The organism is Rhodococcus sp. ARP2 (assembly GCF_001029585.1).
Lineage (GTDB): Bacteria > Actinomycetota > Actinomycetes > Mycobacteriales > Mycobacteriaceae > Rhodococcus_F > Rhodococcus_F erythropolis.
The window spans coordinates 1-14,769 of sequence record NZ_LEKE01000088.1 but is presented as its reverse complement, the minus strand read 5'-3'; the positions used below and the strand labels follow the sequence as shown (position 1 = coordinate 14,769).

15 protein-coding genes and 1 tRNA gene are annotated in these 14,769 nt (G+C 64.1%); 15 read left to right on the top strand and 1 reads right to left on the bottom strand.

All coding sequences use genetic code 11. The features are described from left to right. The first annotated feature begins 110 nt into the window (after positions 1–110). The 7 genes from ssd to ABX74_RS23850 all read left to right on the top strand — a co-directional run bounded on the left by ssd (position 111) and on the right by ABX74_RS23850 (position 4,723). A complete protein-coding gene (gene ssd / locus ABX74_RS23880) occupies positions 111–1,205 on the top strand; it encodes a septum site-determining protein Ssd (RefSeq protein ID WP_020905980.1) in 1,095 nt (364 codons plus the stop codon). Beyond that, complete coding sequence (locus ABX74_RS23875; protein ID WP_047889831.1) at positions 1,202–2,383, top strand: TadA family conjugal transfer-associated ATPase; 1,182 nt, start codon at positions 1,202–1,204, stop codon at positions 2,381–2,383. Before ssd ends, ABX74_RS23875 begins: the two co-directional genes overlap by 4 nt. Further along, positions 2,380–3,168, top strand: a complete 789-nt coding sequence (locus ABX74_RS23870) for a type II secretion system F family protein (RefSeq protein WP_047889830.1) — start codon at positions 2,380–2,382, stop codon at positions 3,166–3,168. The genes ABX74_RS23875 and ABX74_RS23870 overlap by 4 nt, the downstream gene beginning before the upstream one ends. Beyond that, the gene (locus ABX74_RS23865) at positions 3,165–3,749 is read left to right on the top strand and encodes a type II secretion system F family protein (RefSeq protein ID WP_019746645.1); all 585 of its coding nucleotides are present in this window, start codon (positions 3,165–3,167) and stop codon (positions 3,747–3,749) included. The genes ABX74_RS23870 and ABX74_RS23865 overlap by 4 nt, the downstream gene beginning before the upstream one ends. A gap of 64 nt (positions 3,750–3,813) precedes the next feature. Next, positions 3,814–4,017 (top strand): DUF4244 domain-containing protein, encoded by a 204-nt coding sequence (locus tag ABX74_RS23860; protein WP_047889829.1) that lies wholly within the window; start codon positions 3,814–3,816, stop codon positions 4,015–4,017. Then, positions 4,017–4,376 carry a TadE family type IV pilus minor pilin gene (locus tag ABX74_RS23855; protein WP_029537448.1) on the top strand — a complete coding sequence of 120 codons (360 nt, stop codon included), beginning with the start codon at positions 4,017–4,019 and terminating at the stop codon, positions 4,374–4,376. The genes ABX74_RS23860 and ABX74_RS23855 overlap by 1 nt, the downstream gene beginning before the upstream one ends. After that, positions 4,373–4,723, top strand: a complete 351-nt coding sequence (locus ABX74_RS23850; protein ID WP_020905986.1) for an Rv3654c family TadE-like protein — start codon at positions 4,373–4,375, stop codon at positions 4,721–4,723. The genes ABX74_RS23855 and ABX74_RS23850 overlap by 4 nt, the downstream gene beginning before the upstream one ends. A gap of 7 nt (positions 4,724–4,730) precedes the next feature. Here ABX74_RS23850 and ABX74_RS23845 read toward each other — a convergent pair whose 3' ends face one another. After that, positions 4,731–7,019, bottom strand: a complete 2,289-nt coding sequence (locus ABX74_RS23845) for a DEAD/DEAH box helicase (RefSeq protein ID WP_047889828.1) — start codon at positions 7,017–7,019, stop codon at positions 4,731–4,733. Between the two features lie 456 nt (positions 7,020–7,475). On the opposite strand from ABX74_RS23845, the gene ABX74_RS23840 reads away from it, so the two are divergent. The 8 genes from ABX74_RS23840 (at position 7,476) to ABX74_RS23805 (ending at position 14,450) form a co-directional block, all read left to right on the top strand. Continuing rightward, positions 7,476–7,679 carry a cold-shock protein gene (locus tag ABX74_RS23840; RefSeq protein WP_003946117.1) on the top strand — a complete coding sequence of 68 codons (204 nt, stop codon included), beginning with the start codon at positions 7,476–7,478 and terminating at the stop codon, positions 7,677–7,679. Positions 7,680–7,862: 183 nt separating this feature from the next. Beyond that, a complete protein-coding gene (locus ABX74_RS23835; RefSeq protein ID WP_003946106.1) occupies positions 7,863–8,447 on the top strand; it encodes a hypothetical protein in 585 nt (194 codons plus the stop codon). Between the two features lie 215 nt (positions 8,448–8,662). Further along, positions 8,663–11,599 (top strand): type I DNA topoisomerase, encoded by a 2,937-nt coding sequence (gene topA, locus ABX74_RS23830; protein WP_047889827.1) that lies wholly within the window; start codon positions 8,663–8,665, stop codon positions 11,597–11,599. Between the two features lie 33 nt (positions 11,600–11,632). Beyond that, complete coding sequence (locus ABX74_RS23825) at positions 11,633–12,862, top strand: DNA polymerase III subunit delta' (RefSeq protein ID WP_019746652.1); 1,230 nt, start codon at positions 11,633–11,635, stop codon at positions 12,860–12,862. Positions 12,863–12,892: 30 nt separating this feature from the next. Further along, positions 12,893–12,965 (top strand) — tRNA-Thr (locus tag ABX74_RS23820). A 121-nt stretch (positions 12,966–13,086) separates the two neighbouring features. Next, the gene (locus ABX74_RS23815) at positions 13,087–13,647 is read left to right on the top strand and encodes an RDD family protein (RefSeq protein WP_047889826.1); all 561 of its coding nucleotides are present in this window, start codon (positions 13,087–13,089) and stop codon (positions 13,645–13,647) included. A gap of 30 nt (positions 13,648–13,677) precedes the next feature. Then, positions 13,678–14,100: a DUF2752 domain-containing protein gene (locus tag ABX74_RS23810; protein ID WP_047889832.1), complete on the top strand. Its 423-nt coding sequence runs from the start codon at positions 13,678–13,680 to the stop codon at positions 14,098–14,100. A gap of 152 nt (positions 14,101–14,252) precedes the next feature. Beyond that, positions 14,253–14,450 carry a hypothetical protein gene (locus ABX74_RS23805; RefSeq protein ID WP_003946112.1) on the top strand — a complete coding sequence of 66 codons (198 nt, stop codon included), beginning with the start codon at positions 14,253–14,255 and terminating at the stop codon, positions 14,448–14,450. The last annotated feature ends 319 nt before the right edge of the window (positions 14,451–14,769 follow it).

Genomic DNA, 14,769 nt, shown 5'->3' with positions numbered 1-14,769 from the left:
GGCGGGGGTCGTCCTCTGTCTCAGGCCTGTTTCTCCACAACTTCCCAGTTGTCCACAGGCTCTCTCGACCCACTGTTTTCGGTGCCGGTGCTCGTTCAGGCTCTGCAGTCATGAACACGACGATCAACTCTCGGGAAACCGGGGCTCCCATTCTGGTTCTCGTCGACGACGCGAAGGTCCTCGCGAGCGTGCGCCGCGTCGCTGCCGCGGTGGACCGCTGTCTGGACGAGGCCGAGCATCCCGTTTCCCGGCAACAGTGGAACCGGGCCTCGGCGGTCGTGTTGGACGCGTCGGCTGCGCGGGATGCTCTGACTCGTTCCCCTAAACGAACGCGAGTGTTCCTCGTGTGCGACGGCACACCGACCGTCGACGACTGGAAGAGCGCCACCGCGATCGGAGCCGACAGCGTTCTGTCCCTGCCGGAAGAGGAGAACGCGTTGGTCGCAGTTCTGGCCGACCACGTAGACGTGAGTGGTGACGGCACCGTCGTGAGCGTGGTGGGTGGTTGTGGCGGCGGCGGAGCCTCGGCAACTGCGGCGGCTGTCGCGTTGACGTCGGCGGCACGTCACGTCCCGACGTTACTGGTGGACGTCGACGCCCTCGGCTCCGGCGCTGATGTGCTGTTGGGCATCGAGACGACCCCCGGATTGCGTTGGGGTGCACTGACCGTCGAGGGCGGGCGGTTGGCCCCGGATGCGCTGCGCGATGCCCTGCCGGCAAAGGGAAAGTTCTTGAGGGTTCTGGCGAGCAGTCGCCGCGAGATCGACGGTCCGACAGTGACCGCCGTTCGCGCCGTGCTGGACGCAGGTCGCAGTTCCGGCGGACTCGTGGTCTGCGACGTGCCACGTCATCCCAGCGAGGTAGGTCAGGCCGCGTTGGAGATGTCGGATTTGGTTCTCGTGGTGGTTCCGGCCACCGTGGCTGCGTGCGTCGCTGCCGAGAAGGTCGGAGCCTGGGTGGTGCGACACAACTCCAATGTCGGGCTCGTCGTGCGTGGGCCGGCGCCGGGAGGCCTACGCGGCGCCGATGTGGCAGACATGCTCGGCCTGCCGCTGACGGCCGTGATGCGCGGCCACCGCTCGCTGGCGCCGATGCTCGAGCGCGGTGGCCTCGAATTGACCCGAGGTTGTCCGCTGAGTGCGGTGGCAACAGCGGTACTCGACGCCGTCGAATCCGGCGCACGCCCGCGCAGGGCTGCGGCATGAGCGCGTTGGTCACGACAGAACTGCTCGACCGAGTTCGCGAGCGGCTGACGGCGTCGTCGGTCGCCGAGCCGACGGCGGCCACCGTTGCCGACGCCGTGCGAGCCGAGTCCTCCGGCGTTCTGGCGGACACGGATCTGTTGGAGGTCGTCAGGGTGCTCCAGACGGAACTGACAGGCGCAGGGCCGCTCGAACCACTGCTGCACGAACCCGGTGTCGCCGATGTACTGGTGACCGCGCCGGATCAGGTCTGGGTGGACCGCGGGGTCGGCCTCGAAAGGTCCGGGGTCCGGTTCACCGACGAGGCAGCCGTGCGTCGACTGGCGCAGCGGTTGGCACTGTCGGCAGGTCGACGCCTCGACGACGCCCAACCGTGGGTCGACGGCCGTCTGCGGGGCGTCGGCGACGGGCACTTCGGGGTACGACTTCATGCCGTACTCGCACCGGTGGCCCAGGGCGGAACCTGCGTGTCACTGCGAGTGCTGCGGCCCGCAACACAGGGTCTCGACGCGCTGTGTGCTCACGGCGCCGTGGAACCGGACGCGCGCGAACTCCTCGATCGCATCATCTCGTGCCGCTTGGCCTTCCTGGTGATCGGCGGGACCGGCGCGGGAAAGACCACGTTGTTGTCCGCCATGCTCGGCGCCGTCGACCCGCGCGAGCGAATCGTCTGCGTCGAGGACGCGGCCGAACTAGCGCCGCCGCATCCGCACGTCGTCCGCCTCGTCGCCAGGGCTCCCAACGTCGAGGGCGTCGGAGAGGTGACGGTGCGCGATCTGGTTCGGCAGGCACTGCGGATGCGTCCCGATCGCATCGTCGTCGGTGAGGTCCGCGGTGCAGAGGTGACGGATCTGCTCACGGCGATGAACACCGGCCACGACGGCGGCGCCGGCACCGTTCACGCCAATTCGTCTGAAGAGGTGCCGGCCAGACTCGAGGCGTTGGCTGCGCTCGGCGGTATGGATCGCCACGCGTTGCACAGTCAACTTGCCGCGGCAGTTCAAGTGATCCTGCACGTACACAGATCGGCCGACGGATCGAGGCGTCTCGAACAGATCGGCGTCATCGATCGCGGTGCGGACGGATACGTACAAATCATGCAGGCATGGCCGGACGGCGGTTCGGGTCGTGAGCGGCTCGAGCGGATGTTCCGGCTTCGCAATCGAGAGGTCGGGACGTGACAGTTTCCTTCCTGGTCCTCGCGTTGGCGGTCTCGATTGCGCCGGTGCGGGATTCACGTGCTCGGCTCGCTACGTACGCCCCGAGCATCCGCAAGCCCTCCCGGCAGATTCCGTGGCAGTTGGTCGCCGCATTTTTCGCGGTGTCGGCTGCATGGGTTCTCGGAGGCTTGTCGGCAGGATGCGCGGCGGTCGTCCTCGCCGGAACCTTGATCTTTCGTGGGCGCCGCGCGAAGGCGGCCGAAAACCGGGACCTCTCACAGAAGATGCTGCTCTCCGGTCTGGAGGTGCTGATCGCCGAGCTGAGCGTCGGCGCGCATCCTGCAGTTGCCAGTTCTGTTGCAGGCGAGGAATGTACCGGCGAAGTAAGTGCGGTGTTCCGGTCCGCTGGGGCCAGGGCGCGTCTCGGTGGTTCTGCCGCGGCGGCCTTCGCGGTACCGGATTCGTGCATCGAGCGTGAGTTCTTCCGTATCGGATCCGTCTGGCGGGTCGCAGACCAACACGGTCTGGCTCTGGCTGAACTACTCGGCGCGGTCCGGACGGACATGTTGGGGCGTAGACGCTTTCGTCAGCGCACCGAGGCCGGGTTGGCGGGCGCTCGGGCGACGGCTGCGGTGCTGGCTTTTCTACCGCTGCTGGGGATCGGCCTCGGCCAGTTGATGGGGGCGTCGCCTCTGCGCGTGCTGTTCGGCGGTGGGCTCGGCGGCGTGCTGCTCGTGATCGGAACTGCCTGTGTCTCAGCTGGTTTGCTCTGGACCGACCGGATAACTGCGAAGGTCACGTCGTGAGTTGGGCATCCGTGGCGATGATCGCGTTGGCGCTCGCGATCATTCCCGCTCGCCGCGGCGCTTCGGCCAGGGCGGCAGAAATTCTGTTCGCGGACACAACAACAGAAAATTCGGTTTCAGCCCCGGACAAGCCGGATCCACTCGCGGTTGCCGCAAGTCTCGACCTTCTCGGGGCCTGCCTGCGAGCGGGGCTTCCCGTCTCCGCCGCGATCACAGCGATGGCGTCGACGGCACCGAAACCGATGGCCGACACGCTCAGTCGCGTCGCCGACCTTCTCACGCTCGGTGCCGACCCTGACGCTGCGTGGAGCGAAGCCGCGCTCGATCCCGATACCGAGGCGCTGGCCAGAATGGCTCGGCGTTCCGCCCGTTCGGGTTCGTCGCTGTCCTCGTCCATGGCAGAACTCGCCGAGCGCAGTCGAGGTGACGCCGAGGATCTGGCTGCTGCCGCGGCCGAACGTGCGGGAGTGCTGATCAGCGGTCCACTCGGACTGTGTTTCCTGCCGGCGTTCATCGCCCTGGGCATCGTCCCGGTGGTGATCGGGCTTGCCACGACTGTGCTCGGTAACGGCCTGTTGTGAGCCGGATCCGTGTGAAAGCTCCTGCGGCAGAAGTGCTGCCACAGGTTTCGATGAAGGGGGAGAAATGATTTCGAAGACGCTCAGGACGGTGTCGGCCAGATTTGCGCTGTTGGTAACGGAGGACGACGGTATGTCTACCGCGGAGTATGCGATCGGTACGATTGCGGCCGCCGCATTCGGTGCCGTCCTGTACACGGTTGTCACCGGCGACTACATTGTCTCGGCGCTGACAGGCATCATTGACAAGGCGCTCAAGACAGCTGTGTGATGTTGTCCACGAGAGGTATTCGGCAAGCCGACGACGGCGCCGTGACGGTCGAGGCCGCGATTGCTCTGGCTTCGATCGTCACGGTGGTCGTGCTGTGTATCGGTGGTGTCCTCGCGGTGTCGATGCAGGTGCGGTGTGTCGACGCAGCTCGTGAGGCCGCGCGGTTGGTGGCACGTGGTGATCGTGAGTCTGCGATCGCCACGGCCCGCCGGATCGCACCCGAAGATGCGTCGATCTCGGTGGAGATCGTGGACGGCTTTGCCGTTGCCGTTGTCAGCGCCGAGAGTGCGTTGCTGCCGTTGGTCGACATTTCTTCCGAGGCGGTGGCAGCTGTGGAGTCAGGGGTGGAAGAGGGGTGAACCTACGTGACGACGAAGGTGTTGCCACGGTTCTGGCGTGCTGCGTTCTGGCAGCGATCGTGATGGTGACTGGTGGGATGTTGCATGTCGGGTCCGCGGTGGTGGCCCGGCACACTGCTCAGTCGGCCGCCGATCTTTCGGCTCTCGGCGGTGCGGGCGCCTTGGACGGAGGTGAGGCGTCTGCGTGTGCGAAGTCCGCGGCCATCGCGGAGCGTATGCGTACGGTGCTCGCGGAATGTGAGGTGCAGGGGTGGGATGTGGTGGTCGAGATACGTGCACCGGTGTTGTTGTCGGGCTTCGGGATCGGTGATGCGCGGGCTTCCGCTCGTGCGGGTCCAGTCGGCTGATCGTGTCTCAGCTGATCGTCTCGATGACGGCGGTCAGAACCTTGACCGCGCCGTCTTTGTCGAGTGGGTCGTTTCCGTTGCCGCACTTGGGTGAATAGACGCAGGACGGGCATCCGTGAGCGCACTCGCAGGAGAGTATGGCGTCGCGCGTCGCGGTGAGCCAGCGTGACAGTTCGCTGTGCCCCCGGTCGGCGAACCCGGCGCCGCCGGCGTGACCGTCGTAGACGAAGACCGTCGGGAGTCCGGTGTCCGCGTGCATCGCCGTCGATACGCCGCCGATGTCTCCGCGGTCGCAGATTGCCACCAGCGGCAGCAGGCCGATCGCGGCATGTTCGGCGGCATGCAGTGATCCGGGGAACCGTTCGGGCGGCACCCCGATGGATTCGAGAAGTTCCGGCGTGACCGTGTACATCACTGCCCTGGTGGGCAAAGTGTGTGCGGGCATGTCGAGTTCGATCGAGTCGAGGACTTCACCCGAAGTCAACCGTCGAAGGTACCCGACGACTTGATGTGTCACCTCGACCTGGACGAGAGCGACGGCGATGTCGCCGTAGTTCTTGTGCTCGAGTTGTTCGGTGATCGTGATTTCGGTGGTCTCGCGGGCCGAGGTGGTCCAGTCCGGATTCTCGGTGTGTACCAATGCGAGTCCGACGTCGAGGTCCAGTTCATCGACGACATAGGTCTCGCCTTGATGAATGTGCACGGCACCGGGATGAACTGTGGCCGGAGCGCGGCCCGCATCGACAGTACCCAGCATCCGGCCGGATTCACCGTCGACAATGGCCACCTGAGTTCCGATACCGCCGCGAATGTCCAAAGAGCCGTGGGGGTTCGAATCGGCGGTGACGAACCATCCGTGCTTTCGGCGCCGGATCTTGCCTTCCTCCGACAGCCTGGTCAGAACCTCGAGAGCCCCGAAAGCGTCCACCTCGACATCGGAAAGTGGGAGTTCCATTGCAGCGCAGAGAAGTTGTGGTCCCAGGACGTACGGATTTCCGGGATCTGTCACCGTCGCCTCGACGGGTTTGTCGAGTACCGCCGACGGATGGTGAACGAGGTAGGTGTCGAGTGGATCGTCGCGGGCGATCAACACGACGAGTGAACCCTCGCCGCGTCGCCCGGAGCGACCGGCCTGCTGCCAGAACGAGGCAACGGTCCCCGGGAAGCCTGCCACGACAACGGCGTCGAGGCCTGCGATGTCGACGCCGAGCTCCAGCGCGTTGGTGGTGGCTGCGCCCAGCAGCGTGCCGTCGGCGAGCGCAGCTTCCAGTTCGCGACGGTCCTCGGCCAGATATCCGGCGCGATACGACGCGACTCGCTCGGCGAGGTCCGGGTCCACCTCGGCGAGTAGACGTTTGGTGGCCATCGCGGTCAGTTCGGCACCGCGGCGGGAGCGGACGAAGGTGAGAGTACGGGCGCCCTCGATCATGAGGTCAGCCATGATCCGCGCTGCTTCCGCGCCCGCGGGACGTCGTACCGGGCTACCGTTTTCACCGGTCAATGCCTCGAGTAGTGGCGGCTCCCACAGTGCGACGGTGCGTGGGCCGTGCGGCGATCCGTCTTCCGTGACCTCGGTGCAGTGTGCGCCGATGAGCCGCGAGGCCGCCGCGCCGGGATCTGCCGTGGTCGCGCTGGCCAGGATGAAGGTAGGTTCGGCGCCGTAGCGCGCTGCAATCCTGCGCAGTCGCCGGATCACGAGCGCGACGTTGGATCCGAAGACTCCCCTGTAGGAGTGGCATTCGTCGATGATCACGTATTTCAGGTTGCGGAAGAAGTGCGCCCATCGCTGATGGGTGCGGAGCAGCGAAATGTGGATCATGTCGGGGTTGGTGAAGAGCCAGCGTGAGTTCTCGCGTGCCCAGGTGCGGAGTTCCTGCGAGGTGTCGCCGTCGTACGCACTGGCGTTCGTGCTGCGAAGTTCGACGTCGAAGTCGGTGAGGGACAGCACTGCTCGCAGTTGATCCGAGCCCAGCGCTTTGGTGGGGGAGAGGTACAGGGCAGTTGCGAGCGGATCGGTCGCCATGGCCGTCAGCACCGGGAGTTGGTATGCCAGTGACTTACCCGACGCCGTACCCGTGGCCACGACCACGTGTTTTCCCTCGTGAGCGAGGTCGGCGGCCTCACTCTGGTGGATCCACGGGGACCGCACGCTGTGCTCGGCGAGCGCGCGTACGACGCTGGGGTGCACCCACTCCGGCCATTCGGTGAACTCGGCTACGCGAGCAGGCAACTGCGCGGTGAACATCAGTGGTTTTTCGCTTCCACTGACCCCGGCGACGACGCGATCGAGCAGCATCTGCCCGTAGGTGTCGCCAGGCTTCCCTCCCGGGGCGGGGATCGGGGAAGGTGCGTTCACGTGACTCTCCGGGCTCGGCGTTGGGGTGTGGCGGCAATCGGAAACTGTCGCTACCTGCAGTTTTGATGATACGCAACGGCCGGCGGTCTTGGTGGAACCGGGTGGTCGGCGCGGAAGCGGGAAGCCACGATCGTGGGCCGTTTTTCTCGTAGCGAACTTTTAACGTTTTTAGTTCCCTTTTCGACTGTTGTGCACGCGGAGAACATGGTTGACTGACAATCGGTCGCAGCTTCTGTGTTCGTAGGCTTGAGAAAGTGCACGCTCGCAGGATCGTTGTTGCGGGCGCGGTGCTCTGCCTTTCCTGAGGGGGAAATAAAGACGTACAGCGGTCGGAACCGGCCCGGTGGACTGTAAGGGCTGTTCACCGAATCCGGTGTTAGAAAGAGAAGGAAAAGCATGGCACAGGGCACTGTGAAGTGGTTCAACGCTGAAAAGGGCTTCGGCTTCATCGCTCCCGAAGACGGTTCCGCAGACGTCTTCGTTCACTACTCCGAAATTCAGGGCAACGGCTTCCGTACCCTCGAGGAGAACCAGCGTGTGGAGTTCGAGGTCGGCCAGGGCACCAAGGGTCCCCAGGCTACCGGCGTTCGCGCGGTCTGATTTTTCCGCTCACTCGCTGAGCGATTAGTTCGGACAGTATTTGTCCCCCATCGCATCCGTGCGGTGGGGGACAAATCTTTTCGGGCTGAGCCAGTCTTTCTCTGTCCGAGGTAATGCACGCAGCTGTTCGACCACGGCCGGTCGTCTATGCCGTCAGTACCTTCGTGGCTTACGTTTCACTCTGTGAGCCAACTGTCCTTTTTCTCTGCCGAGTCGATTCCACCTGCCGTGACGGACCTCGCCGGAATGCTGGCCGGACCGGGTCAGGTCGTGACCTCGGAGGACCGTGCCCGGATCTCGATCGTCGTGGATCGGGACTGGAGAGCGCAGGCCGTTGCCGAGTTGATCGCGCAGTGCGGACTCGGGGCCGAGGTGACGCGTAGTGAAGAAGGCAGCCCATTGGTCCGCACTCAGTCGACGCCCGCACTCCTTCCGCTGTCCGTGCAGTGGACCAAGGGAGCTGTGAAGGCGGTGCCGGTCGGTTGGGTACCGAACTCCCGCCAACTCCGGGTGTGGGCCGTCGCGGCCGGCAGGCTCGAAGAAGGCGGCGAGCGATTCGTGTTCGGCCTCGACCCCCATGCCAAGGAGACGCACGCACCGCTGGCTCAGGCCTTGATGCGGGTTGGTATCGCGCCGACTCAACTGGGTAACCGGACACCGGGCCCGGGGCTCCGTGTGTCGGGAAAGAAGAGACTGACAAAGCTCGTCGAATACCTCGGTGAGGCGCCGAAACACGTCGACACTTCGGTCGCCTGGCCGCACGTCTGACAGTGCTCTTGCCTCGCGGCCGACGGTGCTCATGCCGCGTGTCCGACGGTGCTCATGCCGCGTGTCCGACGGAGCCCATACTGTACTGATCTGCACGAATGTCTTGCGGGTATGTCACTCTGTAAAGAGAGACACGGGGTATAACTTGCTCCACACGTCTAGTTCTGAAGATCTGCCGACGGCAGTGAACGTCCAAAGGAAGGCTCGGGCAGCAGGTGGCTAAAGCGGACAACGGCAGCGGTCAGGGAGCGTCCGGTAACCCTCGTCGCCTCGTGATCGTCGAGTCACCGACCAAGGCGCGCAAAATCGCTCCCTACCTCGGTAAGGACTACGTCGTAGAGGCATCGGTCGGTCACATTCGCGACCTGCCGCGCGGCGCAGCAGACGTTCCGGCCAAGTACAAGGGCGAGTCATGGGCCCGTCTCGGCGTCAACGTCGATCACGACTTCGAGCCGCTCTATGTCGTGAGCCCGGAAAAGAAGGGCAAGGTCGCCGAACTCAAGTCTCTGTTGAAGGACGCCGACGAGCTCTTCCTCGCAACTGACCCCGACCGCGAGGGCGAGGCAATCGCCTGGCATCTCCTCGAGACTCTCAAGCCCAAGATTCCGGTTCGTCGAATGGTCTTCCACGAGATCACCGAGCCGGCAATCCGTGCTGCCGCCGAAGACACCCGCGAACTCGACACCGACCTCGTCGATGCTCAGGAAACCCGCCGCATCCTCGACCGTCTCTACGGTTACGAGGTCAGCCCGGTTCTCTGGAAGAAGGTCATGCCGAAGCTCTCGGCCGGCCGCGTCCAGTCGGTGGCCACTCGCGTCATCGTCCAGCGTGAACGCGAGCGCATGGCGTTCAAGTCGGCGTCGTACTGGGACATTTCCGCGACGCTCGACGCCGGTGCAGAGGCCAGCCCGCGTAGTTTCGGTGCTCGCCTCGTCTCCGTCGACGGTTCGCGTGTCGCCTCCGGTCGCGATTTCGGAGCTGACGGAAAGCTCAAGGGCAGCGCGGTCACCGTGCTCGACGAGGCGTACGCGCGTCGTCTGGCGGAAGCGTTGCAGGGCGTCGACCTCACGGTTTCCTCCGCCGAGGACAAGCCGTACACGCGCAAGCCTTACCCGCCGTTCATGACGTCGACGCTCCAGCAGGAAGCCGGACGCAAACTTCGATTCACGTCCGAGCGCGCAATGCGCATCGCGCAGCGTCTGTACGAAAACGGCTACATCACCTACATGCGTACCGACTCGACGACGCTCTCGGAGTCGGCGATCGCAGCCGCTCGTGCGCAGGCCACCGAGTTGTACGGTCCGGAGTACGTCCATCCGACGCCGCGTCAGTACACCCGCAAGGTCAAGAACGCGCAGGAAGCTCACGAGGCGATCCGCCCCGCCGGCGACGTGTTCCAGACCCCGGGTCAGCTGCATTCCAAGCTCGATTCCGACGAGTTCAAGCTGTACGAACTGATCTGGCAGCGGACCGTCGCTTCGCAGATGGCCGACGCCCGCGGTACGACGCTGACGCTCCGCATCTCCGGCACGGCAGGAACCGGCGAGGACTGCACGTTCTCCGCTTCGGGTCGCACCATCGTGTTCGCCGGCTTCCTCAAGGCTTACGTCGAAAGTGTCGACGAAGAAGCCGGCGGTCAGTCCGACGACGCCGAATCCAGGCTTCCGGTACTGGTCAAGGGCCAGGAAGTCACGGCCACCAAGCTCGATCCGGACGGGCACAGCACCAACCCGCCCGCTCGCTACACAGAAGCCAGCCTGATCAAGACGCTCGAAGAACTCGGCATCGGCCGTCCTTCGACCTACTCGTCGATCATCAAGACCATCCTCGATCGCGGATACGTCTACAAACGTGGCAGCGCGCTGGTTCCGTCCTGGGTGGCGTTTGCCGTCATCGGACTGCTCGAGGTGCACTTCGGCCGGCTGGTCGACTTCGACTTCACGGCAGGAATGGAAGACGATCTCGACGCGATCGCCGGTGGCCGTGAGCAGCGCGGCAACTGGCTGAGCAGCTTCTACTTCGGCGGCGAGACAGGCGCAGAAGGTTCGGTCGCCCGCGAGGGCGGGCTGAAGAAGATGGTCGGAGTCAACCTCGAGGAGATCGACGCTCGCGAGGTCAACTCCATCCGTCTCTTCGACGACGCCGAGGGCCGCGAGGTGCACGTGCGCGTCGGCCGGTTCGGCCCGTATCTCGAGCGCATGGTTCAGAACCCGGACGATCCCGAAGGCGATCTGATCTCGCAGCGGGCAAATCTTCCCGACGACCTGCCGCCGGACGAGCTCACTCCCGAGTACGCCGAGAAGCTGTTCTCGACGCCTCAAGAGGGCCGCAAGCTGGGCGTCGACCCACTGACGGGCCACGAGATCGTCGCGAAGGAAGGCCGCTTCGGTCCCTACGTGACCGAGATCCTGCCCGAACCGCCGGCCGAGCCGGAACCGGACATCGTTCCCGTCTCCGCTCCCGAGCCGGAAGAAATCAGTTCGGGCAGTACCAAGACTGCGGTGAAGAAGGCCGCAGCCAAGAAGGCACCCGCGAAGAAGGCTGCCAAGAAGGTCGCGGGCCCCAAGCCGCGGACGGGATCGCTGCTCAAGTCCATGGATTTGGCGACGATCACCTTAGAAGATGCACTTCGTCTGCTGTCGCTTCCGCGCGTGGTGGGTGTCGACCCCGAATCCAAGGAAGAGATCACCGCGCAGAACGGCCGTTACGGTCCGTACCTGAAGAAGGGCACGGACTCACGCTCGCTCGCCAACGAAGAGCAGATGTTCACCGTCACGCTCGACGAAGCGCTCAAGATCTACGCCGAGCCGAAGCGTCGTGGGCGTCAGGCATCGGCAACGCCTCCGTTGCGTGAGTTGGGCGTCGATCCGGTCAGCGAGAAGCCGATGGTGATCAAGGACGGCCGTTTCGGTCCGTACGTCACTGACGGCGAGACCAACGCCAGCCTTCGCAAGGACGACGACGTCGAATCCATTTCTGATGCTCGTGCGTCGGAGTTGCTGGCTGATCGTCGGGCCCGCGGTCCCGTCAAGAAGAAGGCAGCAGCCAAGAAGGCTCCGGCAAAGAAGGCCGCTGCCAAGAAAACAGCCGCAAGAAAGGCCCCGGCCAAGAAGGCTGCCGCCAAGAAGGCTCCGGCGAAGAAGGACTCGTAAGGCTTCGTCGGTGCCGACGGTTAGGGTTTTTGCATGAGTACTGAAGTGGCCGAACGAGGTGTGTTCGGTCGGCTGGTGGGTCAGCACGACGTCGAGCAGAGCCTGCGTGATGCTGCGCTGTCTGCTCGTGGCGATTCCAGCGGCTCGGAGATGACCCACGCGTGGCTCTTCACCGGGCCACCCGGCTCTGGTCGTTCGGTTGCTGCTCTCTGCTTCGCCGCAGCCCTGCAATGCACCTCCGACGGTGCACCAGGGTGCGGTGAGTGTCATGCCTGTACGACGACGATGGGTGGAACCCACGGTGACGTACGACGGATCATCCCCGACGGCCTGAGCATCAGCGTCAAAGGCATGCGCGAGATAGTCAACATCGCTTCGCGTCGGCCGACGACGGGGCGGTGGCAGGTCATCGTGGTCGAGGATGCCGATCGTTTGACCGAAGGCGCAGCCAACGCCCTGCTGAAGGTTGTCGAGGAGCCACCGGACCGCACGGTCATCCTGCTCTGCGCGCCGACGACCGATCCGGAAGACATGTCTGTCACCCTCCGTTCGCGGTGTAGGCACATGCCGTTGGTGACGCCGTCCGTCGAATCGATCGCCCAGGTACTGATCGACCGCGACGGGCTGGATCCGGAGCGAGCGAGAATCGCCGCATCGATCAGCGGCGGACATGTCGGTCGGGCGCGGCGCCTCGCCACTGACGAGAGCGCGCGGGACGAGCGTCAGCGTTCGCTTCGGCTAGCCGCAGACGCGATCGGTGCTTCGACGGCGTACAAGGCCGCAGAGAACTTGGTGAAGTCGATCGAGGCTGACACCAAGGCGTTCTACGCCGAACTCAAGGAACAGGAACTCGAGGAGCTCAAGGTCTCCTTGGGTGGTGGTGGAACCGGCAAGGGAACAGCCGGGACTCTGCGCGGATCGGCTGGTCTGATCAAGGACCTCGAAGCGCGTCAGAAATCGCGCGACACCCGGGCCCGCCGCGATCTTCTCGACCGGACGCTGATCGACCTGGCCGGCATGTACCGGGACGCGCTTTCCTATTCGCTGGGGTCGACGTCGACGGCGACCCATCCCGACATGGCTCGGCAGGCCGCCGAGTTGGCTGCACGCACGTCCCCGGAGGGGTTGCTCAAGTGCATCGAAGCGGTGCTCGAATGCCGCGAGGCCGTCGACTTCAACGTCAAGTTGCAGTGGGCGCTCGATGCGATGGTTGCCTCCATCGGAGCCGCTTTCCGACCCCCGTTTTCGCGATCCGGGGGTTGACCAGATAGACTCGCCACCGCCGAAAGGCACGCTGCCTTAGCTCAGTCGGTAGAGCATTTCACTCGTAATGAAAAGGTCGAGAGTTCGATTCTCTCAGGCAGCTCAGCCAAGAGCCCCACACCCGGAAATCCGGATGTGGGGCTCTTGTCGTTAGTTCCCAATTCTTGCGTATGTGCGGTTTATCCTGAGTTCGGCGAACACGTGCCTGAACAGGAGAGACCTCGATGTCGGATCAGAACTGGGGGCCAGGCCAACCATCGCAGAATCAGCCGCCGTACGGGCAGATGCCGCCGCAGGGTTATCAGCCGCCGACGCCCGCCTATCCGTACGCAAGCTGGATCTCTCGGGTGCTCGCGTCAATTCTCGACGGCTTTGTCGTTCCGCTCCCCGGCGTCATCCTCGCGGGCATCGGAGCAGTGATCGCGTTCTCCGGATCCGAAGTGACCACATACGACGACGGCAGCGTGAGCGCTGAAGGCGGTAATCCGGTCGGGGTGATCGTCATGGTCGTCGGCATACTGGCGATCTTCTTGATCGAGGTGTGGAATCTCGTCTTCAGGCAAGGGAACACCGGACAGACGCTCGGCAAGAAGTGGCTGGGAATTTCGGTGATTCGGGAGTCCGACGGTGTGCCTCTCGGCCCGGTGATGGCGCTGCTTCGTTGGATCATGATGGCGATCCTGGGTGGCGCCTGCTTCCTCAACTATCTCTGGCCGCTCTGGGACTCGAAGCACCAGTGCTGGCACGACATGGTGGTCCGGTCGGTAGTCGTTCGCGCGCGCTAGTCGCTGCCGAGGTCTCTTACAGTGGGTGTCATGGAGTTGGAAGTGGTCGCAAGTCGACGACGCGCGCTGGCCGCACCCGTCGGTGTTGCTGCAGTGGCGGTGGCGGCCGCCGCGGTTCTCCACTTCCGTGATCCCCACAGTGAGGGTAGTTACGGCGTTTGTCCGATGTATGCGTTGACGGGATTGTGGTGTCCGGCGTGTGGTGGCCTTCGTGCGGTCAATGACCTGACTAATCTGGATGTTGGCGCCGCAGTGTCCAGCAATGTCTTGATCGTGCCGTTTGTCGCGGTGTTGGTGATCGCGTGGATCGGTTGGACAGTGCGCCGTTGGAAAGGCACGCGGGATCGCATGATCGTGCTTCGGCCGACTGTGACGATCGTGGTGCTCGGAGTTCTCGTTGCATTTACGGTTGTTCGAAACACCCCGTGGGGGAGCTGGCTCGCGCCGGCGTGACGGTAAGAGGTCGACATGGCACTGCAGGTTTTTTCGCTCATCGTTCTGCTCGGCGCGCTGATCATCCTGATTCCGACGGCACGACGTGTCTTCGGCAAGAAGGACGACGAGTAGGCCTCGACAACTGGGCCGGAGCGGCACATGCTGGCGGTATGGCTGATTCGTTGAAAGCGCGCGTCAAGGAAAAGCTACTGAGGCAACTCGCCGAGGACGGTCGGCACCCGATTCAGGAAGCTGAGGGTGACGATCCCCGGCTGGTGTCGATCAACGACGATCTCGAAGCGTTGGAACAGGCCGAGGAAGGCGATCCGATCGTCGAAGAACTGGCCGAGAGGTACTGGGTTCCGTGAAGTTTACCGACCGCAGTGCTCTGACCTGGCGATTTGGTGTTGTGTTGATCTTCGCGTAACTTTGTCCAGGTCAGAGCGACACGGACACCGACTCCCACCTGCGAGGGTGAGTGACACGAGGTTGTACGAAGTGCCTGGCGAACACAATCCAGTTTTTCTTCACGGGGTTCCGGTTTGCGCCGGTGACCTGGTTGGGATAGGCTGGAAAAGTTGCCCCGGAGCGGCGGCCATAGGGTCGTGGTGATGGTGTGTGCGTGTTCTTTGAGAACTCAACAGTGTGTCGATGAATGTCAGTGCCAAATATTTTTTGGTACTTCAC

What these genes read in the sequence shown, in the direction of transcription:
- ssd (WP_020905980.1), top strand. Translation starts at nt 111, where the DNA reads ATGAACACGACGATCAACTCTCGGGAAACCGGGGCTCCCATTCTGGTT.
- ABX74_RS23875 (WP_047889831.1), top strand. Translation starts at nt 1,202, where the DNA reads ATGAGCGCGTTGGTCACGACAGAACTGCTCGACCGAGTTCGCGAGCGG.
- ABX74_RS23860 (WP_047889829.1), top strand. Translation starts at nt 3,814, where the DNA reads ATGATTTCGAAGACGCTCAGGACGGTGTCGGCCAGATTTGCGCTGTTG.
- ABX74_RS23855 (WP_029537448.1), top strand. Translation starts at nt 4,017, where the DNA reads ATGTTGTCCACGAGAGGTATTCGGCAAGCCGACGACGGCGCCGTGACG.
- ABX74_RS23845 (WP_047889828.1), bottom strand. Translation starts at nt 7,019, where the DNA reads ATGCTGCTCGATCGCGTCGTCGCCGGGGTCAGTGGAAGCGAAAAACCA.
- ABX74_RS23840 (WP_003946117.1), top strand. Translation starts at nt 7,476, where the DNA reads ATGGCACAGGGCACTGTGAAGTGGTTCAACGCTGAAAAGGGCTTCGGC.
- ABX74_RS23825 (WP_019746652.1), top strand. Translation starts at nt 11,633, where the DNA reads ATGAGTACTGAAGTGGCCGAACGAGGTGTGTTCGGTCGGCTGGTGGGT.
- ABX74_RS23815 (WP_047889826.1), top strand. Translation starts at nt 13,087, where the DNA reads ATGTCGGATCAGAACTGGGGGCCAGGCCAACCATCGCAGAATCAGCCG.
- ABX74_RS23810 (WP_047889832.1), top strand. Translation starts at nt 13,678, where the DNA reads ATGGAGTTGGAAGTGGTCGCAAGTCGACGACGCGCGCTGGCCGCACCC.
- ABX74_RS23805 (WP_003946112.1), top strand. Translation starts at nt 14,253, where the DNA reads ATGGCTGATTCGTTGAAAGCGCGCGTCAAGGAAAAGCTACTGAGGCAA.